The sequence below is a fragment of the Streptomyces sp. NPDC048514 genome (genome assembly GCF_043199955.1).
Classification (GTDB): Bacteria; Actinomycetota; Actinomycetes; order Streptomycetales; family Streptomycetaceae; genus Streptomyces.
Genome location: NZ_JBICWT010000007.1, coordinates 398350 through 421549, shown reverse-complemented (window position 1 = coordinate 421549; position 23200 = coordinate 398350). Strand labels below are relative to the sequence as shown.

21 protein-coding genes are annotated in these 23200 nt (G+C 72.8%); 8 read left to right on the top strand and 13 right to left on the bottom strand.

Annotation, left to right across the window (positions count from 1 at the left end):
- Positions 1-36: 36 nt before the first annotated feature.
- On the bottom strand, positions 37-1455 hold the full coding sequence (locus ACGFT2_RS18440; RefSeq protein WP_393279118.1) for a HEAT repeat domain-containing protein: 1419 nt from the start codon (positions 1453-1455) through the stop codon (positions 37-39).
- A 300-nt stretch (positions 1456-1755) separates the two neighbouring features.
- On the bottom strand, positions 1756-2148 hold the full coding sequence (locus ACGFT2_RS18435; protein WP_393279224.1) for an ankyrin repeat domain-containing protein: 393 nt from the start codon (positions 2146-2148) through the stop codon (positions 1756-1758).
- Positions 2149-2457: 309 nt separating this feature from the next.
- On the opposite strand from ACGFT2_RS18435, the gene ACGFT2_RS18430 reads away from it, so the two are divergent.
- A complete protein-coding gene (locus ACGFT2_RS18430; protein ID WP_258781179.1) occupies positions 2458-2652 on the top strand; it encodes a hypothetical protein in 195 nt (64 codons plus the stop codon).
- A gap of 40 nt (positions 2653-2692) precedes the next feature.
- A complete protein-coding gene (locus ACGFT2_RS18425; RefSeq protein ID WP_393279115.1) occupies positions 2693-4330 on the top strand; it encodes a hypothetical protein in 1638 nt (545 codons plus the stop codon).
- 286 nt (positions 4331-4616) lie between these two features.
- Here the strand turns inward: ACGFT2_RS18425 and ACGFT2_RS18420 are convergent, their stop codons facing one another.
- Complete coding sequence (locus ACGFT2_RS18420) at positions 4617-6125, bottom strand: PLP-dependent aminotransferase family protein (RefSeq protein ID WP_393279113.1); 1509 nt, start codon at positions 6123-6125, stop codon at positions 4617-4619.
- Between the two features lie 101 nt (positions 6126-6226).
- Between ACGFT2_RS18420 and ACGFT2_RS18415 the strand changes: the two genes are divergently transcribed.
- The 4 genes from ACGFT2_RS18415 to ACGFT2_RS18400 all read left to right on the top strand — a co-directional run bounded on the left by ACGFT2_RS18415 (position 6227) and on the right by ACGFT2_RS18400 (position 9805).
- Positions 6227-6976 carry a YitT family protein gene (locus ACGFT2_RS18415; protein ID WP_393279111.1) on the top strand — a complete coding sequence of 250 codons (750 nt, stop codon included), beginning with the start codon at positions 6227-6229 and terminating at the stop codon, positions 6974-6976.
- The gene (locus ACGFT2_RS18410) at positions 6973-7749 is read left to right on the top strand and encodes a glycerophosphodiester phosphodiesterase (RefSeq protein ID WP_393279109.1); all 777 of its coding nucleotides are present in this window, start codon (positions 6973-6975) and stop codon (positions 7747-7749) included. Before ACGFT2_RS18415 ends, ACGFT2_RS18410 begins: the two co-directional genes overlap by 4 nt.
- Positions 7750-7805: 56 nt before the next feature.
- A complete protein-coding gene (locus ACGFT2_RS18405; RefSeq protein ID WP_393279107.1) occupies positions 7806-9152 on the top strand; it encodes an MFS transporter in 1347 nt (448 codons plus the stop codon).
- A gap of 278 nt (positions 9153-9430) precedes the next feature.
- Entirely contained in the window at positions 9431-9805 is a 375-nt protein-coding gene (locus ACGFT2_RS18400; protein WP_003977404.1) for an RNA polymerase-binding protein RbpA, read from the top strand.
- Between the two features lie 169 nt (positions 9806-9974).
- On the opposite strand, the gene fxsA is transcribed toward ACGFT2_RS18400, so the two are convergent.
- From fxsA to ACGFT2_RS18380, 4 genes are all read right to left on the bottom strand, one after another.
- The gene (gene fxsA, locus ACGFT2_RS18395) at positions 9975-10526 is read right to left on the bottom strand and encodes an FxsA family membrane protein (RefSeq protein WP_393279105.1); all 552 of its coding nucleotides are present in this window, start codon (positions 10524-10526) and stop codon (positions 9975-9977) included.
- Positions 10527-10914: 388 nt separating this feature from the next.
- Positions 10915-11700 (bottom strand): polyprenol monophosphomannose synthase, encoded by a 786-nt coding sequence (locus ACGFT2_RS18390; protein WP_393279102.1) that lies wholly within the window; start codon positions 11698-11700, stop codon positions 10915-10917.
- A gap of 534 nt (positions 11701-12234) precedes the next feature.
- Positions 12235-13839 carry an amidohydrolase gene (locus ACGFT2_RS18385; RefSeq protein ID WP_393279100.1) on the bottom strand — a complete coding sequence of 535 codons (1605 nt, stop codon included), beginning with the start codon at positions 13837-13839 and terminating at the stop codon, positions 12235-12237.
- Positions 13840-13916: 77 nt separating this feature from the next.
- Positions 13917-14357 (bottom strand): Lrp/AsnC family transcriptional regulator, encoded by a 441-nt coding sequence (locus ACGFT2_RS18380; RefSeq protein ID WP_393279098.1) that lies wholly within the window; start codon positions 14355-14357, stop codon positions 13917-13919.
- Between the two features lie 245 nt (positions 14358-14602).
- Between ACGFT2_RS18380 and ACGFT2_RS18375 the strand changes: the two genes are divergently transcribed.
- Entirely contained in the window at positions 14603-15037 is a 435-nt protein-coding gene (locus tag ACGFT2_RS18375) for a hypothetical protein (RefSeq protein ID WP_393279096.1), read from the top strand.
- Between the two features lie 22 nt (positions 15038-15059).
- Here ACGFT2_RS18375 and ACGFT2_RS18370 read toward each other — a convergent pair whose 3' ends face one another.
- The 3 genes from ACGFT2_RS18370 to ACGFT2_RS18360 all read right to left on the bottom strand — a co-directional run bounded on the left by ACGFT2_RS18370 (position 15060) and on the right by ACGFT2_RS18360 (position 18811).
- Positions 15060-16172: a phosphotransferase family protein gene (locus ACGFT2_RS18370; RefSeq protein WP_393279094.1), complete on the bottom strand. Its 1113-nt coding sequence runs from the start codon at positions 16170-16172 to the stop codon at positions 15060-15062.
- Between the two features lie 14 nt (positions 16173-16186).
- Positions 16187-17293 carry a hypothetical protein gene (locus ACGFT2_RS18365; RefSeq protein ID WP_393279092.1) on the bottom strand — a complete coding sequence of 369 codons (1107 nt, stop codon included), beginning with the start codon at positions 17291-17293 and terminating at the stop codon, positions 16187-16189.
- Positions 17294-17638: 345 nt separating this feature from the next.
- Complete coding sequence (locus tag ACGFT2_RS18360) at positions 17639-18811, bottom strand: acyl-CoA dehydrogenase family protein (RefSeq protein ID WP_393279090.1); 1173 nt, start codon at positions 18809-18811, stop codon at positions 17639-17641.
- A 332-nt stretch (positions 18812-19143) separates the two neighbouring features.
- On the opposite strand from ACGFT2_RS18360, the gene ACGFT2_RS18355 reads away from it, so the two are divergent.
- Positions 19144-20376 carry a glycoside hydrolase family 18 protein gene (locus ACGFT2_RS18355; protein WP_393279088.1) on the top strand — a complete coding sequence of 411 codons (1233 nt, stop codon included), beginning with the start codon at positions 19144-19146 and terminating at the stop codon, positions 20374-20376.
- Between the two features lie 133 nt (positions 20377-20509).
- Here ACGFT2_RS18355 and ACGFT2_RS18350 read toward each other — a convergent pair whose 3' ends face one another.
- The 3 genes from ACGFT2_RS18350 to ACGFT2_RS18340 all read right to left on the bottom strand — a co-directional run bounded on the left by ACGFT2_RS18350 (position 20510) and on the right by ACGFT2_RS18340 (position 23009).
- Complete coding sequence (locus ACGFT2_RS18350) at positions 20510-21199, bottom strand: TetR/AcrR family transcriptional regulator (protein ID WP_393279086.1); 690 nt, start codon at positions 21197-21199, stop codon at positions 20510-20512.
- 143 nt (positions 21200-21342) lie between these two features.
- Positions 21343-21483, bottom strand: coding sequence for an SCO1431 family membrane protein (locus ACGFT2_RS18345; protein WP_393279084.1), 141 nt, complete (start codon positions 21481-21483; stop codon positions 21343-21345).
- Positions 21484-21590: 107 nt separating this feature from the next.
- Entirely contained in the window at positions 21591-23009 is a 1419-nt protein-coding gene (locus tag ACGFT2_RS18340) for a peptidase C39 family protein (RefSeq protein ID WP_393279082.1), read from the bottom strand.
- Positions 23010-23200 lie beyond the last annotated feature (191 nt).

The window sequence follows — 23200 nt, the reverse complement described above, 5'->3', positions numbered from 1 at the left end:
GGAGTCGTCCCGCCGGGGCCGCGGCCGGGCAGGGGGTCAGCCGGCGGCGATGTCCGGGCCGAAGCGGCTGCGCACCGCCGTCTGCACCTCGTCCTCCTCGGCCGGGTCGGCGGCCAGGCGGCGGAGGCGTTCCACTACCCGGGCGTCACCGGTCTCGGCGTGCCGGGCGGCGATCTCGCGGGTGGTCTCCTCGCAGTCCCACAGGCATTCGACGGCGAAGCCGGTGGCGAAGGAGGGGTCGGTCGCGGCCAGGGCTCGGGCGGCGCGGCCGCGCAGGTGGGAGGAGGCCGTCTCGCGGTAGACGTGCCGCAGCACGGGGGCCGCACAGGCGATGCCGAGGCGTCCGGCGCCGTCGACGAGGGTCCACAGGGTGGGTGCGTCCGGCCCCTCGCCGCGTACGGCCTCACGGAGGGCGCCGAGGACGAGATCGCTGTCCTGCATACCGCCGCGGCAGGCGAGCACGCGTCCGGCGGCGGCGCCGAGCGGGTCGGGACGCTGGGCCCAGCCGCGCGCGCGGTCGACGGCGGTGATGCTGCGCATGCGTTCGAAGGCGTCGAGGGCCGCCTCCACAACGGGCGCCGTCCCGTCGGTGACGGCGGCCTCGATCAGCGGGAGGGCGTCCGGGTCGTTGCCGTCGGCGAGGTAGCGCAGTGCGGTGCAGCGGGCTCCGTCGATGCCGTCCCTGGCGGCCCGGAGGATCTCCGGCCGGTCCTCGGGACCGGCCACGGCGGCCAGGCAGCGGGCTGCGGGGACGTGCAGGGCGGCACCGCGCTCCATGCCCTGCTGGGCCCACTCGAACACGGCGCGCACGCTCCAGCCGGGGCGCGGGCCGGTGGGCCGCATCTGCCGCTGCCAGCGGTCGAAACAGCCGGTCTCCTGGGCGGCACGCACCCGGGCGGCGATCGGTTCCCGCGTGTCCTCGGCCCACAGCCGCCAGGGCCGGGGCTCGAAGGCGTCGCGTACGGCGGCGGCCAGCTCGGCCTCGCCCTCGGGATCGCCGGGGAACCGGGCCAGGACGGGGGCGGCGAGGGCGCGCAGCCCGGCGTCGTCGTCCCGCAGCGCCAGCTCGTCCAGGGCCCAGGCCCAGTTGGAGCCGTGGGCGGCGTACCTGCGCAGCAGGTCCAGCGCGTCCCGCCGGCCGTAGGAGGCGAGGTGCCCGAGGACGGCCAGGGCGAGGCCGGTACGGGACTCGTCGGTGTCGAGCACGTCCTCGGCGTCGAAGAGATGCGCCTCGACGGCGTCCAGCTCGCCGTTCAGGTCGAGGTAGAGCCGGGCGTAGTACAGGGAGCGGTTCTCCACCTGCCAGTCGTGGCGGGGGTCGCGCAGCACGCAGTGGTTCAGGGCCGCGAGCGCTTCGGCGCGCGGGGCGGTGAGCGCGTGCAGCGTGCCGTCGCCACGGCCGCGCTGGAGCAGCCCGAGCAGCGTACCGCTGGGCGCTATGACCGGATCGAACATGGGAAACAGCCTCACATCAAGCGTCGACGCAACCGGGGAACACGCACTACCTGGCCGCGTGACACAACGTCGGAGCGCCCGCCGTCTCTTGCTTGCTGTAGACCATCTCTCTCTGCCTCTCGTCGGTGGCCCATGCGGACCGCATCACGGCCCGCGCGGTGCGGCAACACCTGCCCGGCCATCGCGTCCGTGAATCACGTCGTCATGATGACCCGCGGTGTGTGCTGCCGCGACCGTATTTCCGGCGGCCTTGTACCGCCTCCCCCGTTTTCCGTGTCGTGCCTGCTCAGGGCAGTCGCTTCAGCTGACGCCGAACAGTTGCAGAAGCTCCGCCTTGCCGAACATCCGGGCCGTGTCGACGGCCGACGGCGTCCCCTCGGCGGGGTCGGCTCCACCCTCCAGGAGGGCCTTGATCACTTCGGTCTCGCCCTTGAAGACAGCTCCCGCGATCGGGGTCTGACCACGGTCGTTCACCCGGTTCGCCTCCGCGCCGCGGGCGAGCAGCTCGCGCACCGCGTCGGCGTGGCCGTGATAGGCGGCGAGCATCACCAGGGAGTCACCGCGGTCGTTGGTGAGGTTGGCGGGAACGCCCGCGTCGACATACGCGACGAGCGTCTCGGTCTGCCCCCGGCGGGCCAGATCGAAGATCTTGGTCGCCAGCTCCACGACCTCGGGGTCGGGGGCTTCACTCATCGGCACGAACCGCCTCTCCTTGGGACTTCGGTGACGACAGGGAGCGTACGGCAGTGAGCGGAACGCGGCCGTACGAGTGAATCGCCAGCGTACTGGCTAGCGCGGCACATGACCCGATGTGCCCGAGGTAAAGATCAGCAGCAGATCCCGCCGAAGGCAACAGGCCTGGTCAAACCGGTCCCAACGGCTCGGCCGAGTGGGCGAAATCAACCAGATTTCACCCAGTTGCACCTTTAATCGTATGGATACATGCTGTGATCCTGGAAGAACTCATGGTGACTGTCCCCTCTCGACACCAGGAGACCCGAAATGATCCTCTCCCTGTCCGGCGTCCTGCTGCTCGGCATCATCGTCTTCCTCTTCTTCCGGAAGGACGGACTCAAGGGCTCGCACGCGTGCACCTCGGCGCTGTTCGGCTTCTATCTCGCCAGCACCGGCATCGCCCCCAGCATCAAGGCGGGCGGCGAGAGCCTGGCGAGCCTCCTCGGCGGCATCAAGTTCTGATCCCGCCCGTCCTTCCCGCACGCACCCCCAGGAGACAGCAGTGGCCCGGCGCCCTCTCCCCCGCATTCTGAGCAAAGACAGCGCCCAGATCGCCCGGATGCAGATCGCCCGGAGCAGGGAGCTGGCCCGGACGGCGGCCGACAGCGCCACCGATGTCCTCCACCCGCTGATCACCGTCTCGCGCGGGTTGCGCCGGCTGGCCTCGGCCGGGCGGCGCAGGTGGGCTGAGACGCCCAAGGACAAACGCGGGCCACTGCTGTTCCTCGCGGCGTCCACGGTCCTGGTCGTGGCGCTGATGCCGTACGGGCCGCTGCTCGCCGTCGTGACCGTGATGGCGGCGGCGGCCTGGCAGGGGCGCGACCGGACCCCGCCGGCACCCGAAGGGCCCGACGAGTCCCAGGCCGAACGGCTCCAGGCCCTGTACGAGGCCTTGGTGCCCTATTTCAGCGGTGCCGAGGACCCGGCGCCGCTGTACGCGCACGGCGGGGAGTGGCAGAAGGCCTTCGCCGAACACGAGTTCGAGGACGGCGGACGGGTCGGCCACCTTGTGCTCCGCTACCCCGCCTACTTCCCGGACGGCGAGCCCGAGGCCCGCGCGCGGATCGAGCAGCTGCTCGCCGCGAAGGCCGGGCGGGGCCGCGAATACCACTTCGCCTGGGACGAGGAGGGCAACCAGCTCACGCTCACCGTCCTCGCGCCGCTGCCCACCGACATCGCCCCCCAGCACTTCGTCACCGCTCCCGGCGAGACCGTCCTCGGCTTCACCGACCCGAGCGAGGTCCAGCGCACGCTTCCCCTCTCCTACGAAGCGGAGCAGATCGACGTTCCGCCGGTCGTCTGGCGCACCGGCGTCCGATCGACCGAGCCGCACCTGCTGGCCATGGGCCCTCCCGGCAGCGGCACGTCGACCCTGCTGCGTTCCATCGCCCTCCAGGCCCTGCGGTACGGCGACGTCCTGATCGTCGACGGCGGCGGCACCGGCGAGTACGCGTGCCTGGCCGGCCGGGACGGCGTGCTGGCCGTGGAGTGCGCCCTCACGGGGGCGCTGGCCAGCCTGGAGTGGGCCGCGCAGGAGACCGAGCGGCGGCTCATCGCGGTCAACCTGGCCCGGCAGGGAGGCGACCCGCCGCCGGAGGACACCCGGCGTCCGCTGTGGATCGTGCTGGACCGTCCGGGCGTCTTCGCCCACCTGGCGGCGGCGGACGGCCGCAAGGACCCGCAGGCGCTGCTCCAGGTGCCGTTGCGGCACGGCCGCGCGGCGAACGTGACCGTCGTCGTGGCCGAGCAGTTCGACAGCGCGGAGGTGCTGAGCGACGCGGTCCGGCAGCACACCCGCGCGCGTGTGGTGCTCGGCACGGCGGCACCGCGGCAGGTGGAGGCGGCACTCGGGGTACCGCCGCACACGACGCCGCCGGCCCACGTGCCGCCGGGCCGCGGGTACGCCGTGCTGGGGTCGGGTCCGGTGCACCGGCTGCAGGTGCCGCGGACGCCCGACCCGTACGACGACGCGACCAGCGATGCCGACCGGCAGGCGGTGCTGGCGCTGCTGCCACCACGGAGCACACCGGCGGACGCGGCGCCGCCCCGGCCGGCGGACAACCCGGCACCGGCGGACCTGACGAAGCCGGCCCTCGGCGTGGCACCGGCGATCCCGGAAGCGATCGCAGCCGAGAGCTGACCGCACCGCCCCCGGATCCCAGGGGCGGCCAGCGTGCGCCCCGGCCCCACCGGCCCGCACCCCGGGAATGCGAGAACGCCCCCACACTCCAGGGACGCGGGGAACTGCGCGAACAACCCCCACCGGCCCGCACGCGAGAACGCGCCCCAAACCCCCCAGGGGCGCGGGGAACTGCGCGAACAACCCCACCGGCCCGCACCCACCCGAGATCGCGCGCCGAACCCCCAGGGGCGCGGGAAACCGCGCGAACCACCCCCACCGGCCCGCACCCACCCGAGAGCGCGCACTACGCCACGAACGTACGCGGAGCCTCCGTGCCGCCCGTCATACCCGTCTCCACCAGCCGGGCCGCCGCGGCGAGCCGGGCCGCCGCCTCGTCCGCCACCGCTCCCCCCACGGTGAACGGAAGACGCACATAGCCCTCGAAGGCGCCGTCGACGCCGAAGCGAGGGCCGGAAGGGACGCGGACGCCGACCCGCTCTCCCGCCTCCGCCAGACGGGAGCCGGAGAGGCCGCCGGCCCGGACCCAGAGGGTCAGGCCGCCGCGCGGGACCACGAACTCCCAGTCGGGCAGCTCCCGGTGGACGGCGGCCACCAGGGCGTCGCGGTTCTCCCGCGCCTGCGCGCGGCGCAGATCGACGGCCTGCTGCCAGCCGCCCGTGCTGAAGAGCCAGTTGACGGCGAGCTGTTCCAGGACGGGGGTGCCGAGGTCGGCGTACGCACGCGCCGCGACCAGGCTGCGGATGACGTCCGGAGCCGCACGCACCCAGCCGATCCGCATGCCCGCCCAGAACGCCTTGCTGGCCGAGCCGACCGTGATCACCGTGGAGCCGGCCGGATCGAACCCGCACACGGGGCGGGGCATGCGACCACCCCCGTACTCGTCGTCGAGCCACAGCTCGCTCATCGTCTCGTCGGCCACGAGGACCGTGCCGGCCGAGCGGGCCGCGTCCACCAGCCGGCGCCGCTGGTCCTCGTCGGCCAGCGCGCCGGTGGGGTTGTGGAAGTCGGCGACCACGTAGGCGAGGCGCGGTGCGGCCTCGCGCAGCACCTGGCGCCAGCGGTCCAGGTCCCAGCCGGTGAGTCCCTCCCCCATCGCGACGGGGACGAGCCGGGCGCCCGCCTCCCGCATCAGTTGCAGGATGTTGGCGTACGACGGGGACTCCACGGCGATGCGCTCGCCCCGGCCCGCGAAGAGGTGACAGATCGCGTCGATGGCCCCCATCGCGCCGGTCGTCACCATGATCTGCTCCGGCATCGTGGGGATCCCGCGCGCGGTGTAGCGCTCGGCGATCATCGAGCGCAGAGCGGGCAGGCCCGCCGGATAGTCGCCGTGCGTATGGGCGTACGGAGGCAGTTCCTCCAGGGCGCCCTGCACGGCCCTGGTGAGCCACGGCTCGGGGGCCGGGAGCGAGGCGCAGCCGAGGTCGATCACCGAGCCGAGGGCCTCGGGCGGCAGGGGTTCCAGGCCGCGGGCGGGCAGCGGATTGCCGGCCGGTACGGCGGTCCAGCTGCCCGCCCCGCGCCGGGACTCCAGGAAACCCTCGCTGCGCAGCGCCTCGTAGGCGGCCGCGACCGTGGTGCGGCTGACGGACAGCGACAGGGCGAGTTCGCGCTCGGCGGGGAGGCGGGCCGCCACCGGCACGCGGCCCTCCAGGACCAGCAGCCGGATTCCGTCGGCGAGGGCGCGGTAGGCGGGCGGGCGGCGGGTACCGGGCCCGGCGGGCCGGTCCTGCTGCGAGGTGAGGAGCCGGCCGAGCTGCGCGGCCCCCACCGCCGAGGTCCACTGCGCCATGACGATCAGTCCACCTTTCCCGGATTGGCCATGGATGCCGATCCATCCCGAGCCACAGAGTGTCATGCGTCAGGCCACCGCCACCACCCAGGGGGGTATTCATGTCCAGTGCGGTCCGCTCCGGACAACCAGATCCGGTCCGCCCGGGACGGCGCCTACCGGTCCGCTCCGCACGGCGGCGTCCGGGCCACCCGGGACCGCGCCTCCCGGTCCGTCTCGGCCGACGGCTGATCCAGCTGTACGCCGGACTCGCGCTGTACGGCGCCAGTTCGGCGCTGCTCGTGAGAGCGGGGCTCGGCATGGAACCCTGGGGCGTGCTCCATCAGGGGCTCGCGGAACGCACCGGGCTGACCATCGGCGTCGTCTCGATCGTCGTGGGCGCGGCGGTGCTGCTGCTGTGGCTCCCGCTGCGCCAGCGCCCGGGGCTCGGCACGGTCTCCAACGTCTTCGTCGTCGGCCTCGCCATGGACGGCACGCTCGCGCTCGTTCCGGACTCCCGCGCCCTCGCCGTACGGATACCGCTCCTGCTCGCCGGGATCGCGTCGAACGGCGTGGCGACCGGCCTGTACATCGCCGCGAGCTTCGGGCCCGGTCCGCGCGACGGGCTGATGACGGGCCTGCACCGGCGCACCGGCCGGTCGATCCGGCTGGTGCGGACCCTGATCGAGGCGGTGGTGGTGGTGACCGGGTTCGCGCTCGGCGGCACCGTCGGGGTGGGCACCGTGCTGTACGCCGTGGCCATCGGCCCCATGGCCCAGCTGTTCCTGCGGGTGTTCGCCGTCCCCGCGGCACCGGACGGCAGCACGGTGGTTGCCGCGGCGGCACGGGAACAGGTGATACTGCGTTCGTGACCCTCACGACGCCGCCCGTACGCCACCCCTACCTCGACCACCCGGGCCCCATCGCCTTCGCCCACCGGGGCGGGGCCGCCGACGGCCTGGAGAACACCGTGGCGCAGTTCCGGCGTGCGGTCGAACTGGGTTACCGGTACATCGAGACCGACGTGCACGCCACGCGGGACGGCCGGCTCGTCGCCTTCCACGACGCGACCCTGGACCGGGTCACCGACGGCGCGGGCCGGATCGCCGACCTGCCCTGGGACGAGGTACGGCAGGCGCGCGTGGCCGGCCGCGAGCCGATCGCGCTGTTCGAGGAACTGCTGGAGACCTTCCCCGAGGTCCGCTGGAACGTCGACGTCAAGGCGGAGCCCGCGCTGCGCCCGCTGCTCGATCTGATCGAGCGCGCGAACGCCTGGGACCGGGTCGGTGTGGGCTCCTTCTCCGAGGCGCGCGTGCTGCGCGCCCAGCGGCTCGCGGGGCCGCGGCTGGCCACCTCCTTCGGCACCCGCGGGGTGCTCGGCCTGCGGCTGTCGTCCTGGGGCCTGCCGGCCGCGGTGCGCCGGTCCGCCGTCGCCGCGCAGGTGCCCGAGGCCCACTCCGGCGTCCCCGTGGTGGACCACCGCTTCGTCCGCGCCGCCCACGCGCGCGGGCTGCAGGTCCACGTGTGGACGATCAACGAACCGGAGCGGATGCACCGGCTCCTGGACCTGGGGGTCGATGGCATCATGACCGATCACATCGACACGTTGCGCAAGGTCATGGAAGACCGCGGCGTCTGGGTCTGACCGCCCGGCCGCCCGGGGCCCGAGCCTTCGCGGTTGAGCGGGAAGCGAGGGCACGGATGGGCACCGGCACCGTGCGGGCACCGGCGGCGGACGACACCGCCGGCCTCAGACGCGAGCAGCGCGGCTGGTACTTCTACGACTGGGCGTGCTCGGTCTACTCCACGAGCGTCCTGACGGTGTTCCTCGGGCCGTACCTCACGTCGGTCGCGGAGAACGCCGCGGACGCGGACGGCTACGTCCATCCGCTGGGCGTGCCCGTACGCGCGGGCTCCTTCTTCGCCTACTCGGTGTCCCTGTCGGTGATCCTGGCCGTCGTGGTGATGCCCATGGTGGGCAGCGCGGCGGACCGGTCGGGCCGGAAGAAACCCCTGCTCGCGGCCGCGGCGTACACCGGGGCGGCCGCGACCACCGGCATGTTCTTCCTCGACGGCGACCGGTATCTGCTGGGCGGGGCCCTGCTCGTGGTGGCCAACGCGGCGCAGTCCGTCGGCACGATGCTCTACAACTCCTACCTGCCGCAGATCGCCCCGCCGGAGCAGCGCGACGCCGTCTCCTCCCGCGGCTGGGCCTTCGGATACGCGGCGGGCGCCCTGGTGCTCGTGGCCGACCTGGTCCTGTACTCGGCACACGACTCCTTCGGCCTGTCCGAGACGGCCGCGGTCCGGGTGTGCCTGGCGTCGGCGGGGCTGTGGTGGGGCGCGTTCACCCTCGTGCCGCTGCGCCGGCTGCGCGACCGTCAGGCGCGCGAGGAGCGCGCCACGGCGCCGGGGCTGCGGCAGCTCGCGGCGACGGTCCGGGACATGCGCCGGCATCCGCTGACGCTGGCGTTCCTGCTGGCGTACCTGGTCTACAACGACGGCATCCAGACGGTGATCTCCCAGGCCTCGGTCTACGGCTCCGAGGAACTGGGACTCGGGCAGTCGACGCTCATCGGCGCCGTCCTGCTGGTGCAGGTGCTCGCCGTGGCCGGGGCGCTGGTGATGGGCCGGCTGGCCCGGACGTACGGCGCTCAGCGGACGATCCTCGGTTCGCTGGTGGCCTGGACCCTCACGCTCGCGGTGGGTTACTTCCTGCCCGCCGGTGCCCAGGTGTGGTTCTTCGTGCTGGCCGGGGGTATCGGGCTGGTCCTCGGCGGCAGCCAGGCGCTGTCCAGATCGCTGTTCTCCCACCTGGTCCCGCCGGGCAAGGAGGCCGAGTACTTCTCGGCGTACGAGCTGAGCGACCGCGGGATGAGCTGGCTGGGGCCGTTGCTGTTCGGCGTGACCTACCAGCTGACCGGCAGCTATCGCTCCGCGATCGTCTCGCTGGTGGCCTTCTTCGTGATCGGCTTCGTCCTGCTCGCCCGGGTCCCGGTGCGGCGGGCGATCGGCGAGGCCGGTAACCCGCTGCCGAAAAAGATCTAGCGCCGATTTAGCGTTCAACACGAAAGGGCGGTAGTGTACGCGTTTGGCCTGCCAGGCGTACCGTTACTGCGCGTCAAAGATGCCGAAACGCTGGGTGACATCTGCTAGCAGATGTGACAAACCGGGCGCCTGTGGGTAGAACAAGGGGCGGCTACGACGGCGACGCATGACCCGGAACCGGACCCGGAACGGGAATCTTTACCGCCGACCGGACGTTGACCGGATGACGACGACAGCGACACCTGTCCTGTGGGCGACAAGCCCGGGAGGCACGATTCATGAGTGAGCGAGCTCTTCGCGGTACGCGCCTCGTAGTGACCAGCTACGAGACGGACCGCGGTATCGACCTGGCCCCGCGCCAGGCCGTGGAGTACGCATGCGAGAAGGGGCACCGTTTCGAGATGCCCTTCTCGGTCGAGGCGGAGATTCCGCCGGAGTGGGAGTGCAAGGTCTGCGGGGCCCAGGCACTCCTCGTCGACGGCGACGGCCCTGAGGAGAAGAAGGCCAAGCCCGCGCGTACCCACTGGGACATGCTGATGGAGCGGCGCACCCGTGAGGAACTCGAAGAGGTCCTCGAGGAGCGCCTGGCGGTTCTGCGCTCGGGAGCGATGAACATCGCGGTTCACCCCCGCGACAGCCGCAAGTCCGCCTAGCCCCTCCGGGGACTGGACGGAGACACAGCGCACGATTCAGACCGCGGGCGCCGTACGTGAAGTGCGTACGGCGCCCGCGGTCTTTCGCGTGCACAGCCGCCGCGGCGGCCGGACGGCCTGGCCCCGGAGCGCCCGCGGGCCGGCGGCAGGCCAGGGGCGCGTCAGCGGGTCAGCGGGTCAGCGGCGGACGCTGCCCGCCCGGCTCGGGGCGCTCCTCCCGGATGACCTCCCCCTGCACCACCTTGCCGTCGTGGCGGTGCATGCGGGCCTGCTGGAAGGCGTCGCCCAGGCTGCCCGGGGTGGCGGTGCGCAGCCTCTTCTCCAGGGCGTTCTCGGTGTAACGGCTCACGGCCTTCTGGACCGGCGGGAGCAGCAGGAGCAGGCCGGCCACGTCGGAGATCAGGCCGGGGATCATCATCAGCAGACCGCCGAGCATCATCAAGCCGTTGCCGCCTCCGCGCTCGGGCGAGCCGCCCCGCTGCAGTGCCTCGTTCAGGCTCTGGAAGGCGCGCCGGCCCGCCCGCTTGATCACCACGGATCCGGCCACGAAACCCGCGGCCAGGAGCAGGAACACGGTCAGGCCGCTCGCCGCGCCCGCGACCAGGGTCAGCAGCCAGATCTCCAGCACCAGCCACACGGCGACACCCAGTGGCAGATACCTGCGCAGCGCAGAGCGCCGGGGCCGGGCGGTGTTCGCGGAGATGGGAGCGCCAGTCGTCATGCTCCCAGTGTGCCTGGACGCGGCTCAGCGCGGGATAAGGGGAGCGATCAGCCCGGGCGACACCCGCGAGCGCCGGAACACCGGGGCAACCGGGCGCCCGAGGGGCGGGGCGCCGAGCAGCGGGCTGCCGGACTACCGAACTGCCGGGCTGCCGGGCTGCCGGGCTGCCGGGCTGCCGGGCTGCCGGGCTGCCGGGCTGCCGAGGCGCGGGTACAGGGTCCCGAGGCGCGGGGGTACAGGGTCCCGAGGCGCGGGGGTACGGGGCGGCGGCACCGGGCGGGGGTGCGGGGTGTCGGTACCGGGCAGGGGTACCAGGGGGCGGTCACCGCGTGCCGGACGCAGCGGCCCGCCGCCACCACGCCCACCGGCCCGCCGCGGTCGGGCCCCGCTAGCCCTTGCCGGTGATCCTGCCGACTCGGTCGCCCACGCCCCAGGCGGTGACCCGCCACAGCGCCTCGACGACGATGTTCTTGCTCATCTTGGAGTCGCCGAGTTCACGCTCGACGAAGGTGATCGGCACCTCTACCACGTGGTAGCCGGCCTTGACCGCGCGGCGGGCCAGGTCGACCTGGAAGCAGTAGCCCTGCGAGGAGACCTCGCCCAGGCCCAGACCCTCCAGGGTCTCGCGGCGGAAGGCCCGGTAGCCGCCGGTGATGTCGCGCAGCGGAAGGTCCAGGGCGAGACGGGAGTAGAGGCTGCCGCCGCGGGAGATGAACTCGCGGGACCTGGGCCAGTTCACCACCCGGCCGCCCGGCACCCAGCGGGAGCCGAGCACCAGGTCGGCGCCCTTGAGGGCGGTGAGCAGACGGGGCAGTTCCTCGGGCTGGTGGGAGCCGTCGGCGTCCATCTCGATCAGCACGCCGTAGCCGTGCTCCAGGCCCCAGCGGAAGCCCGCGAGGTAGGCCGCGCCGAGGCCTTCCTTGCCCTTGCGGTGCAGCACCTGGACGTGATCGTCCTCGGCGGCCAGTTCGTCGGCCAGCTTGCCGGTGCCGTCGGGGCTGTTGTCGTCGGCGATGAGCACGTGCGCCTCGGGGACGGCTTCGCGCACCCGGCCGACGATGGTCTTGATGTTCTCCGCCTCGTTGTAGGTCGGAATGATCACCAAGGCCGTGCCCAGCGGGCCGAACTGCCTCCCCTGGGCCTTGGCCGCGAGGGTCCCGTCGCCGTCGTTCACTGCTGCCCCTTCATGTCGTACGCAGGAATCCACCATAGTGGCCGCGGCCTGGGATGACGCGCCGACTCGAGCCTGTGGTGGTGTCGATTCCCCGCGAGTGGGGTAAGAACACCTGTTTCGGCACCTGCGTTTCGCGACGGATGGGGGCCCGGCGCCCTTCGGGCCGACCTGGGACCCGCTGGCTGCGGATCGACCGAAAGCCGTTGTCTACTGAGCGCCCGGGCCCCACCCGGGTCACACCTTGCCGACCGGCCGGAGCGATCCCTCGTCGGCGCGGGCGCTGAGCCTGGCTCCCAGCGACGGTGCCCGGTGCGGCACACCGTCCCTGACCCAGCGGCGCTGCGACGAGTTGCCGAACACTCTTCGGTCGGGCGTCCGGTGGTGGACTCGGCCGAACCTACCGGCCTTCCGCCGCCGACTGTCAACAGCCTCCTGACCGGTGCGGACACCGCATCACGGGCGACGGCCCGAGAGGATGCGCAGGTCGGGCTACGCGACCGCCGGGGACGATCGCCGCCGCGCCACCCCGGGAGATCACTCGCCCGGCCGTACGAACACCGTCCGTCCGCCCACCACGGTGCGCAGGCAGACCGGCAGGGCACGGCCGGGGCTGAGATCGGGCAGGCCCGGGGTGCCGGAGCGCGGATCGGTCGACCAGCGCGCGACCCGGTCGTCCGGGGCCTGGACGATCAGCTCGTCGGTGCGCCAGACCGCGTAGTCGGCGGGCGCCCCGGGGACCAGCACCCCCGCGTCGTCGCGGCCGACGGCCCGCCAGCCGCCGCGCGTGTGCGCGGTGAAGGCGGCGCGGACGGAGATCCGGTGCCCGGGAGTGTGGTGGAAGGCGGCGGCGCGGACCGTGCCCCACGGGTCGAGCGGGGTGACGGGGCTGTCGGAGCCGAAGGCGAGGGGCACACCGGCCCGCAGCAGGGCCGCGAAGGGGTTCAGGGTGCGGGCCCGCGCCGCGCCCAGGCGCTGGGCGTACATGCCGTCCTCGCCGCCCCACAGGGCGTCGAAGGCGGGCTGCACGGACGCGATCAGGCCCAGCTCGGCGAAGCCGGCCACGGTCTGGGGGGTGAGCATCTCCGCGTGCTCGACGCGGTGCCGGGCGGCGCGGACGCGGGCGAGGCCGATCTTCTCGGCCGCGGCGCGCACTCCGTCGACGACGGAGGTCACGGCGGCGTCGCCGATGGCGTGGAAGCCGGCCTGCAGGCCCGCCTCGGTGCAGGCGACGACGTGGGCGGCGACGGCGTCCGCGTCCAGGTAGGCGGTGCCGCTGTGGCCGGCGTCGGCGTACGGCTCGTGCAGGCAGGCGGTGTGCGAGCCGAGGGCGCCGTCGGCGAAGAGGTCGCCCGCAGCGCCCACGGCGCCGAGTTCGCGCGCCTTGTCGACGTTCTGCTCCGCCCAGTACCCGACGACGCGCGGGCCAGGGCCGTTGTCGGCGAGCTTCAGCAGAGCGGTGAAGTCGTCCTCGGAGGAGATCTGCGGACCGCCGCACTCGTGCACCGAGCCGATGCCGAGCGAGGCCGCGTGCGCGAGGGCGGTGCGCTGGGCCTCGGCGCGCTGGAGGGGGGTGATGGCGGCGAGGGCGGTCTCGCGCACGATGTGGTGGGCGTCCCGGGTGAGCGGGGCGTCCTCGCGCGGAACGTCCCCGGGGACCAGGTCCAGCAGGGCGGTGGTGACGACCGCCGAATGCACGTCGATACGGGAGAGGTACAGCGGGCGGCCGCCGGTGGCCTCGTCCAGCTCGGCGCGCGTGGGCGGCCGGCCGCCCGGCCAGCGGGCGGCGTCCCAGCCGTGGCCCAGCAGGACCCGGTCGCCGGGGCGGTCGGCGGCGAACTCGCGGACCAGGGTCAGGGCGGCCGCCAGGGACGGGGCGCCGGACAGGTCGAGGCCGGTCAGGGCGAGGCCCGTGGCGGTGGTGTGCACATGGGCGTCGGTGAAGGCCGGGGTGACCAGGGCACCGTCGAGGTCGATCACCTCGTCCACCCCGTCCGCGAAGGCGTCGGCGGCGCCCTCGGAGCCGACCCAGGCGACCTGGCCGCGCTCCACCACCATCGCGGTGGCGAAGGGGTCGGCGGGGCTGTGCACCTCCCCGCGGCGCAGGAGGACGGTCTCGGGCTCGGCGGACTGCTCACTCATGACGGACAGTCTCTCGCGTGCACGGGCTCCGCCGGGCACCGGGGCGGCGCGGCCGGCGGCGCGGCTCCGCCCCCGGTTCAGATCCTCGGCGGTCGTGCCTCGTACGGCGTCGACAGGGCCACTGTCGTCCGGGTGGAGACCCCGGCCAGGGAGCGCAGGCGGGCCAGCAGCTCCTCCAGCTCGTGCGGGGTGGCCACACGGACCTTCAGGATGTAGTTCTCGTCGCCGGCGACGCTGTGGCAGGCCTCGATCTCGGGGACGTCGGCGAGCCGGTCCGCGATGTCGTCGGGAGCGCTGGGGTCGAACGGTTTGACCGAGATGAACGCGGTGAGCGGCAGCCCAACGGCCTCCGGGTCGACCACCGCGGCGTAGCCGCGGATGACGCCACGCTGTTCGAGCCGGCGCACGCGCTGGTGCACGGCCGACGTGGACAGGCCCGTGGCCTTGCCCAGGTCTGTGTAGCTCATCCGCCCGTCCTTGACGAGCAGCTGCACGATCTGTCGGTCCAGCTCCTCCATGGCGCCAAAACCTACCGTGCGCTTGATCTCTTCGGATAGCCGAGAGCGCAGGTCATGGCCGGTTCGATACAAAAAGCCCCGAACCCGGCGCGTCGGCCGAGCGATTCGGACAGCCTGTGACGAACGCCACACACTTCGCGCAGGCTCCGTGACGGTCTCGTGATTACCTCCGAGACGTGGCGGGAAGTGCTTGGTGTGGTCGAGGCCGCAGTGCCTTCACGGCCCAGCCTTAGGGGGAGAAACCCATGCAGAGTGTTGAGCGCCCTGGTCGGTCCGCGTCCAAGCGGCAGCAGCCGGTCGTCGAGCCCGAGCCGGAGGGCGTCGAATCCGACGCCTTCGACGAGGAGCCGGACGCCTACGACACGTTCGAGATGTACCGGGTGATCTGCCCGGACTGCGCGCAGCCGATCGCGCTGCTGGCGGACGAGGAGATCCTGCCGGAGCACGCGCTGTGCGCCTCGCCGTGGAACCCGTTCGGTCTCACGGTCTGTGCGGGCACGGGCCGTGCGGCGGCCGACGCCCGCCCCGCGGACGAGTCCGTCACTCCGCAGGAGCAGGACACCGCACTGCTGCTGACGCTCCCCCAGGGCCTGGACTGGCGGACGCAGCCCTTCTCACACGCCGGGGGCCCGGGTTCACGCCCGATGCGCGTGGCGGAGATGCGCCGCCAGGCCGCCTGAGCCGCTCGGCGGCCGGACCGGCTCAGTCCCGGTGGCCGGCTCGGTCCCAGTAGTCGCCCCGCACCATGGCGCGCAGACTGTCGTGGTGCAGGATCAGCGTGTCCGGTTCCGCCGGGACGGCGACCTCACCGAAGTACGCCTGCCGGTACGCGATGCGCAGCATGACGATCGCGTGCCGCAGGGCGGCGTAGAGGGTGTAGAAGTCCATGTCCCGCGGGGTGTGGCCGGTCAGGCGGGCGTAACGGGCCTCGACCCGGTCGCGGCGCAGGAGGCCGGGCAGGCCCCGCTGTCCCGAGCCGGCCGTGAGGTCCTGGAAGAAGCGGTGCAGATAGATCGTCCAGCCGAGGTCCACCTCGCGCGGGGCGAGTGACGCCATCTCCCAGTCCAGGACGGCGACGGGCTCGAAGCCGTCGTAGACGATGTTTCCGATGCGCGCGTCCCCCCAGTTCAGGACGGGTTCGCCGGGCTCGCGCGGCCACAGCTGCTCCAGCCGGTCGAAGGCGGCCTCGATGAGGGGCGATCGGGCCAGACCGCCGATCACCCAGGCGTAGTAGGCGCGTTGGGCCGTGACGTGCCGGCGCAGCGGGTCGCCTTCGCCGGACAGGGCGAGGAATCCGGCCTCGGCGACGGGCACCTGGTCGTGCAGCCGGGCCAGCAGACCGACCGTCGCCGCTTCCAGGTGCTCGCGTTCGCCGTCGCCGGCCGCCTGCAGCCAACTGCCCTCGTAGGTGTACGGCATGACGTCCGGAGGCACGCGCCCGGTGACCCGTTCCATGACGAAGAACGGCGCTCCGAGCGGGGCCGGGTCCTCCTCCAGCCACAGCACCCGGGGCACGGGCACGTCCGTGTACTCGGTCACCAGCCGCAGGGTGCGGTACTGGCGGCCCATGTCGTACTCCGGGAAGACGGTGTACGCGGCCGGGTCCGCGGCCAGCCGCAGCGCACAGGAGCGCACCGGGGGCCGAGGGTGTTCGAGGTCGAACAGCAGGGTGTCGCTGGACATCCCGTTGGACCCCGGGACGGTGACGCCGGTGGCCTTGGCCCCGGGCAGCCGGGAGCCGAGCCAGGCCGTCAGCCGCCGGCCCAGTTCCCCGGGGTCACGGGTGGTGGTGCGCGGACGCGGAGCGGTTGCCATGCCGGGCTCCTTGCTCAGGGGGCGACCGAGTCGAAGCCGGTGAACCCGCTCGGATCGTGCCGCCCGAACGAACCGTGCTCGAAGATGCCGTACCCGGTCCGCCCGTCGAGCCGGAAGCGGGCGGAGTGGTCGGTGACGCCGTAGGCGGCGAGGGGGTGCGCGGCGGGGTCGGAGAGGTCGTAGCTGCGGCGGTCGGTCCAGCCGGGGCCGCACCAGGCGCCGTGCTGCCAGTCGTCGGCCGGCGGGTAGCCCGCGCCGACGGCCAGCGGTGAGGAGGCGAGGATCTCCGCCTCCAGCTCCCGCGGCCTGCGGGGATCGCCGAGGTGCACGACCGCCCGTCGCGGATGGCGGGTGCCCGGACGGTAGGTGATCTCGGTGTGGGGCCAGCCCAGTTGGCGGTCGCGGTGGCCGGGGCGGACCAGGGTGGCGTCGCTCAGGGAGCGGTAGCCGTCGGCGTCCTCCTGGGTGATGACCATCAGGAAGCGGTCCTCGAAGGCGACCGGGCACCAGATCCAGTGGAAGCCCTCGGTGGGGTGGTCCTGGGCGAGCCGTCCGCCGTCCTCGCCCGGCACCGGCCGCACGCCCCAGCTGCGGTCTCGGGTGCCGGTCCAGTCCCGCGGGGTGACGGTGAACCGTTCGTCCCCGGCCCGGATCGTCCCCTCCACGGTCCCGGCCTGGACGAAGCGGCGGCCCTCCAGGGTGAGCCGGTCGCCCCGGCGCTGGAGGTGGTGCGGCTCCCACAGGGCGGGGAAGACCGCCGTCCAGGTGAGGTCGTACGCGAGCGACTCGTCCTCGCAGCGCAGACGCAGCCGGCGCAGCGGCTCCCGGACCTCGATGCGCAGCGGCCCCACGGCGAGGCGCGTCCGGTCCTCGCCGAGCGCGTCCGAGGCACGGACGGCGTGCAGGGTGTCACCCAGCCGGAGGGTGGCGTAGGCGTCGATCACACCCAGGTTGGGGTAGACGCCGAGGCCGAGGATGAGCAGTGCGCGGCCCGTGTGGTCGAGGACGTGGAAGATGCAGCGGTCGTAGGCGTTCCGGTCCCCGGTGGCCACGTGCTTCATGGACAGCGGCACCTGGTGCACCGGGTACTCGTCGAGCGGTACGGGACGGTCGTCGGCCACGGACACCCCCTGCTGGACGGTCCGCTGACGGTACGTCAGATCATCGGAGGAGGCCAGAGAGGGAACCGGACGGACGTGAACTGACGCGCGAATCGGCCGGGCGGTGACCTGTCCGGCCGCGGGCGCGTTGGCCCGGCATGACCCCCACGTACTCGGCGACCGGGCGTCAGCGCCGCATCTTCGTCCCCCGCCCGGCAGAATCGGTTCCGCCGCCGCCCGTGCCGCAGGACCCGCCCATCTACCGCGATCTCCTGCGCACCTGGGCCGACCGGGGCCGCACCCTGCCGGGCCGCCACGACCCGGAGTGGGTCAGGCTGGCGGCCCCGACGGTCCTCGCGGGTCAGTTCAGCGACCCTCGGGTCCCGCCACATGACGGGCGATGACCATCCGCTGGATCTGGTTGGTGCCCTCGACGATCTGCAGGACCTTGGCCTCGCGCATGTAGCGCTCGGCCGGGAAGTCGGCGGTGTAGCCGTAGCCACCGAGTATCTGCACGGCGTCCGTCGTGACCTTCATGGCCGCGTCGGTGCAGTGCAGCTTGGCCATGGCGGCCTGCTTGGCGAACGGCAGGCCCGCGTCGCGCAGCCGGGCGGCCGCGAGGTAGAGCGCCCGGCCGGCCTCGATCTGGGTCGCCATGTCGGCGATCATGAAGCGCAGGCCCTGGAAGTCGGCGATGGGTCGGCCGAACTGCCGGCGCTCGGTCGCGTAGCCGACCGCCTCGTCCAGCGCGGCCTGGGCGACGCCGATGGCGCAGGCCGCGATGCCGAGCCGGCCCGAGTCGAGGGCCGCCAGGGCGATGGAGAAACCCTGGCCCTCCTCGCCGATGCGCCGGTCGTCGGGGATCCGGACGCCGTCGAGGTGGATCTGGGCGGTGGGTGAGCCCTTCATGCCCATCTTCTTCTCGGGCGCCGCGCCGCTGAGGCCCGGGGCGTCGCCGGGCACGAGGAAGGCGGTGATCCCCCGCGGGCCGTCCTCGCCGGTGCGGGCCATCACGGTATAGAAGTCGGCGATGCCGCCGTGCGTGATCCAGGCCTTGGTGCCGGTGAGCACCCACTGGTCGCCGTCGCGGACGGCCCTGGTGCGCAGGGAGGCCGCGTCGGAACCGGAGGACGGCTCCGAGAGGCCGTACGCCCCGAGCAGTCCGCCGCCGAGCATCGCGGGCAGGTGCTCGACCTGCTGCTGCTTGGTGCCGTGGGCGGCGAGCGCGTAGGAGGCGAGCGTGTGGACGCTGACCCCGAGGCCCACGGTGAGCCGGGCCGCGGCCAGCTCCTCCAGGACCTGGAGATAGACCTCGTAGGGCTGGTCGCCGCCGCCGTATTCGGAGTCGTAGGGCAGGCCGAGCAGGCCGGACTCGGAGAGCAGGGTGAAGACCTCGCGCGGGAAGCGTCCCGCGTCCTCCTCGGCGGCGGCCTTCGGCGCGATCTCGCGCTGGGCGATGTCGCGGACGAGCGCGAGCAGGTCCCTCGCCTCTTCCGTCGGCAGTTGACGCTCCACCGGCTGCGGGTCGCGGTCGGACATGGCGTCTGTCTCCTCCCTGTTTCGGGCACGGGCGGTCGGGCCCGTCGGGTGGGGGCGGCTCCGCCTCGTCTTGCCGGTCGCCGAAGGGGCCCACTCCCGGGTCTCGGAAGCGGCTGACCAGCGGCTCTGCGCTGTGAGTATGCCCGATCGGCGACCTCTCGTCACCAGTTAACGACCGCTTACTCGAAGATTCCAGCGGAACATCCCGCCACCCCCGGATTGGTCCGAACCATTGACGCAGTGGTCTAGTCCTCCTACTGTGCATGACCAACGCTTTACCGCGTTCATGCCAATCGGCGCGCATTCCCCTCTCCCCCCACGAGGAGACACCGATGCACACTCCCCACCGCTCCCGCTTCCGGGCGCTCATGGCCGCCGCGTGTACCACCGTCCTCGGCGCCGGACTGCTGGCCGGGGCGGGCACCGCGACCGCGGCCGCCCCCACCGCCCCGCAGCTGAAGGCCGGCTCCAAGGTCGTCGGCTACTTCACGGAATGGGGCACCTACGACCGCAAGTACTACGTCAAGAACATCGAGACCTCCGGCTCCGCGGCCAGGCTCACCCACATCAACTACGCGTTCGGCAACGTCACCGGCGGCAAGTGCGCGCTGGGCGACTCCTACGCGGCCACCGACCGCGCCTACACGGCCGCCGAGTCCGTGGACGGCGTCGCCGACACCTGGGACCAGCCGCTGCGCGGCAACTTCAACCAGCTGCTGAAGCTGAAGAAGAAGCACCCCGGCCTGAAGGTCCTGTGGTCCTTCGGCGGCTGGACCTGGTCCAGCGGCTTCGGCGAGGCGGCGAAGAACCCGGCGGCCTTCGCCCAGTCCTGCTACGACCTGGTGAAGAACTCCAAGTGGGCGGGCGTCTTCGACGGCATCGACATCGACTGGGAGTACCCGAACGCCTGCGGCAACACCTGCGACACCAGCGGGCGGGAGGCGTTCAAGAACGTCCTCGCGGCCCTGCGGTCGAAGTTCGGCTCCAGCGGCCTCGTCACCGCCGCGATCACCGCGGACGCCACCGGCGGCGGCAAGATCGACGCGGCGAACTACGCCGGAGCCGCCCAGTACGTCGACTGGTACAACCCGATGACGTACGACTACTTCGGCGCCTGGGACGCCACCGGCCCCACCGCGCCGCACTCCCCGCTGAACTCCTACTCCGGCATTCCCAAGGCGGACTTCCACACCTCGGCGACCATCGCCAAGCTCAAGGGCCTCGGCGTCCCGTCCGCCAAACTGCTGCTGGGCATCGGCTTCTACGGGCGCGGCTGGACCGGTGTCACCCAGGCGGCGCCCGGCGGCACGGCGACCGGGCCGGCGGCGGGGACCTACGAGCAGGGCATCGACGACTACAAGGTGCTCAAGACCAAGTGCCCGGCGACCGGCACCGTGGGTGGTACGGCCTACGCCAAGTGCGGCAACAACTGGTGGAGTTACGACACCCCGGCGACCATCGCCACGAAGATGACCTACAAGAACCAGCAGGGCCTGGGCGGCACGTTCTTCTGGGAGCTGAGCGGCGACACCACGAACGGTGAGCTGATCAAGGCCATCAACTGACTCCGGGCCACGGGGGCTTGGGAGCGGAGGACCACGAGCCTCCGCTCCCTCCTGGAGTTCAGGCGTCACGGCAGGCGCGGAGTTCAGGCGTCACGGCAGGCGCGGAGTTCAGGCGTCGCGGCGGGTGCGGAGTTCAGGCGTCGCGGCGGGCCGGGGGCGGGGCCGGGTGGGCCGGGTCCAGCTCCTCGACGGCCCGCAGCGCACCGCCGAGCGTCTTCACCAGCAACGCGCACATGGTGTCCCGGGACAGCTCGGGGCGGGCGATCCAGTCCAGGGTCGCGCCCTCCACGCTGCACACCCAGGCGAGCAGTCCCATGCGGGCGACCGGGGCGATGTCACCGGGGCCGTAGGCGCCTTCGGCGATCGTCGCGATGATCGCGGCCCGCACTCCGTCCCGGACGGCATGCACCTCGGCGTCGAAGCCGACGCCGCCGCTGACGATCGTGCGGTAGGCGGCCTGGTGGTGCTCGGCGTAGCGAAGGTAGCCGTCGATGGTGCGGTGGACGCGGTCCGCGGCGGGCAGTTCGAGGCCGCCGGCCGCGGAGGAGACCAGGTCGGCCACGGAGTCCTGGACGATCGCCAGGTAATAGCCGCGCTTGGAGCGGAAGTAGTAGTAGATCAGCCCCTTGGCGACATCGGCCTGGCGGGCGATGTCGTCCATGGACAGCGCGTCGTAGGACGTGTCGGCGAACAACTTGCGCCCGATGGCGATGAGTTCGGCGCGGCGCGCCGCCGAGCGCTCGGAGCCGCGCGCCCGTGCGGGACCCTCCCCCGCCCGAGCGGAGCCGGGAGTCGGGGAGACGGCGGCACGCTGCTGAGGCATGTTCAATTTCGACCCTGGTCTGAAAGTCGGCGAGACATCCGCAGTATGTCAGAACATGCCGTCCCGGGGAGAGTGGGCATGTCAGAACATGGCCGCCCGGGAAGAGTGGGCATGCCGGAAGGCGGCCGCCCGGGAGGGGTGGGTCAGAGCAGACCCAGCTGGGTCACGAGCATCGCGATCACCACGACGAGCAGCCAGCCCATGGCGTGCTCGAGGATCTTCGGGCCGTCTTCCTGGGGGCCGCCGGTGCGGACGCGGGTGGCGGTGGCCGGGTGTGCGGTCATGGTTTCTCTCAGAGGTCGGACGTACAGAGCGGAATCCCCCCACCCATTTGTCCACCTTGCCACCCGCGACGGCGTTTGCGGCGGAGACCTTGCTCACAGGGGCCGGATCAGTGCACACCCACCGCGGCCAGTGCCTTGCGCTGCCGGTGGCTCGGCTGAGCCGGGAAGTACAGGTAGCAGACCCCCCCGGTGCCCGAGGAGACACCTCCGGAGGCGTTGTGGCGCTTGGTGCGCAGCCAGATGTTCTCGAACTCCCGCCGCAGGTACACCCGCCGTACCGCCGCGTCGTCCGGCGACGCCGGGTCGTTGGCGATCACGTCGCCGTCCGCTGTGAAGCCGATCACGGTCATCAGATGGCCGGAGGTGCCGTATCCGGCGCCGGTCAGCTCGGCGCTGAGGAAGGACTGCGACGTTATGGCGGGGATGCCGGCCGCGACCAGGGTCTCCAGGTCGGAGAGGGAGGCGAGCCGCGTGACGACGGCCTGGAGGTCCCTGTAGGTGGCCGCGTAGGCGGCGTTGAAGGGCCAGTTGCCGCAGCCCTCGTACTGGTAGTCGTAGGTGAAGCGGGCGGCGTGGCAGACCTGCGGGTCGGCGTAGGCCGGGTCCACCCAGGAGAGCTGCTCGGGGGTGAGCCGGCCGCCCCAGTACTCGATGATCATCTGCGAGGAGGTGGGGCTGCACCAGGCCTCGCCGCCGTTGTCGAACTGCGGGTACTGGCCCTTGTGGATCTCCTGCGAGTAGCGCGGGACGGCCAGCTCCTGGGCGAGACCGGGGGCGGAGGCCGGGACGGTGAAGCGGTCGGGGATGTCCGAGGCCATCGCACCGAGCCGCCAGACGGTGGGCGTCAGGTGCGTGCCCGGCGTGCGGTGAAGGGTGAGGCGCAGCCGGTACGCGGCCAGGCGCAGGCCGCTGCTCGCGTCGTCGATGGCGAACGTGTCGGTCCAGACGGTGCTCCTGCCGTCGGTCTGGCCGTCCACCGAGGTCCGCTTGATGTCCTGGTCGCCGGCCGCCCAGCGGCCCATCACGTACCAGGGCGTGTCCGTGCCGTCGGAGTACGTGCCCCGCAGCTCGACCTGGAGCCAGGTCCCCTCGGGGGTGTGCGCGTTCCAGGAGGCGATGACCTCGGTGGCGGGGACGGCCGGCCGGTGGAGCGGCGAGGTCCAGGTGGCGTACTCCCAGGTGGCGGTGGTGCCGGTGTGCGGGTCGGTGTAGTCGCTGCGGCCGGCCGGGGCGGCGATCACCAGGCCCGGGCGATGACCGGCGACGGCCCGGGTGCCCCGGGCGGCGCCGGAGCGCCACTCGCGCTGGGTGGTCCAGGCGTGGTAGTCGATCGGTCGGGCGGGCGCCCGGCCGGGGCCGGCGGTGCCGGTGGCGGATGCCTGCGCGGTACCGGCGGCGGATGCGCGCGCGGTGCCGGTGGCGGGTGGCGGTGCGGCGGCGGCCGCGGGGGGCGCCGCTCCGGTCACCGCCGCGGCGACGGCGACGGCCAGGACGGTTCTGCGGGACGGCTGTTCGGCTCTGCTCATGGGCGCGAATACCCCCAGGTGTCCGAGTCGGGGCTGATCCGGTGCACGGTCGTGCGCCAACTATGGATCAGGCGGCATGCCCCTGCCAGCACTTCCGCGCATGCCGCGCCACGAATATTGGTCTCGGCCACTGAAAGGGGTTTCCCGGGGGTGCACGAAGGCCCCGGCGCGGACGAGAGGCCGCACGCCGG

Coding starts and splice junctions, on each gene's coding strand:
- ACGFT2_RS18440 (WP_393279118.1), bottom strand. CDS start 1,455: ATGTTCGATCCGGTCATAGCGCCCAGCGGTACGCTGCTCGGGCTGCTC.
- ACGFT2_RS18435 (WP_393279224.1), bottom strand. CDS start 2,148: ATGAGTGAAGCCCCCGACCCCGAGGTCGTGGAGCTGGCGACCAAGATC.
- ACGFT2_RS18430 (WP_258781179.1), top strand. CDS start 2,458: ATGATCCTCTCCCTGTCCGGCGTCCTGCTGCTCGGCATCATCGTCTTC.
- ACGFT2_RS18420 (WP_393279113.1), bottom strand. CDS start 6,125: ATGGCGCAGTGGACCTCGGCGGTGGGGGCCGCGCAGCTCGGCCGGCTC.
- ACGFT2_RS18415 (WP_393279111.1), top strand. CDS start 6,227: ATGTCCAGTGCGGTCCGCTCCGGACAACCAGATCCGGTCCGCCCGGGA.
- ACGFT2_RS18405 (WP_393279107.1), top strand. CDS start 7,806: ATGGGCACCGGCACCGTGCGGGCACCGGCGGCGGACGACACCGCCGGC.
- ACGFT2_RS18400 (WP_003977404.1), top strand. CDS start 9,431: ATGAGTGAGCGAGCTCTTCGCGGTACGCGCCTCGTAGTGACCAGCTAC.
- fxsA (WP_393279105.1), bottom strand. CDS start 10,526: ATGACGACTGGCGCTCCCATCTCCGCGAACACCGCCCGGCCCCGGCGC.
- ACGFT2_RS18385 (WP_393279100.1), bottom strand. CDS start 13,839: ATGAGTGAGCAGTCCGCCGAGCCCGAGACCGTCCTCCTGCGCCGCGGG.
- ACGFT2_RS18380 (WP_393279098.1), bottom strand. CDS start 14,357: ATGGAGGAGCTGGACCGACAGATCGTGCAGCTGCTCGTCAAGGACGGG.
- ACGFT2_RS18375 (WP_393279096.1), top strand. CDS start 14,603: ATGCAGAGTGTTGAGCGCCCTGGTCGGTCCGCGTCCAAGCGGCAGCAG.
- ACGFT2_RS18370 (WP_393279094.1), bottom strand. CDS start 16,172: ATGGCAACCGCTCCGCGTCCGCGCACCACCACCCGTGACCCCGGGGAA.
- ACGFT2_RS18360 (WP_393279090.1), bottom strand. CDS start 18,811: ATGTCCGACCGCGACCCGCAGCCGGTGGAGCGTCAACTGCCGACGGAA.
- ACGFT2_RS18355 (WP_393279088.1), top strand. CDS start 19,144: ATGCACACTCCCCACCGCTCCCGCTTCCGGGCGCTCATGGCCGCCGCG.
- ACGFT2_RS18350 (WP_393279086.1), bottom strand. CDS start 21,199: ATGCCTCAGCAGCGTGCCGCCGTCTCCCCGACTCCCGGCTCCGCTCGG.
- ACGFT2_RS18345 (WP_393279084.1), bottom strand. CDS start 21,483: ATGACCGCACACCCGGCCACCGCCACCCGCGTCCGCACCGGCGGCCCC.
- ACGFT2_RS18340 (WP_393279082.1), bottom strand. CDS start 23,009: ATGAGCAGAGCCGAACAGCCGTCCCGCAGAACCGTCCTGGCCGTCGCC.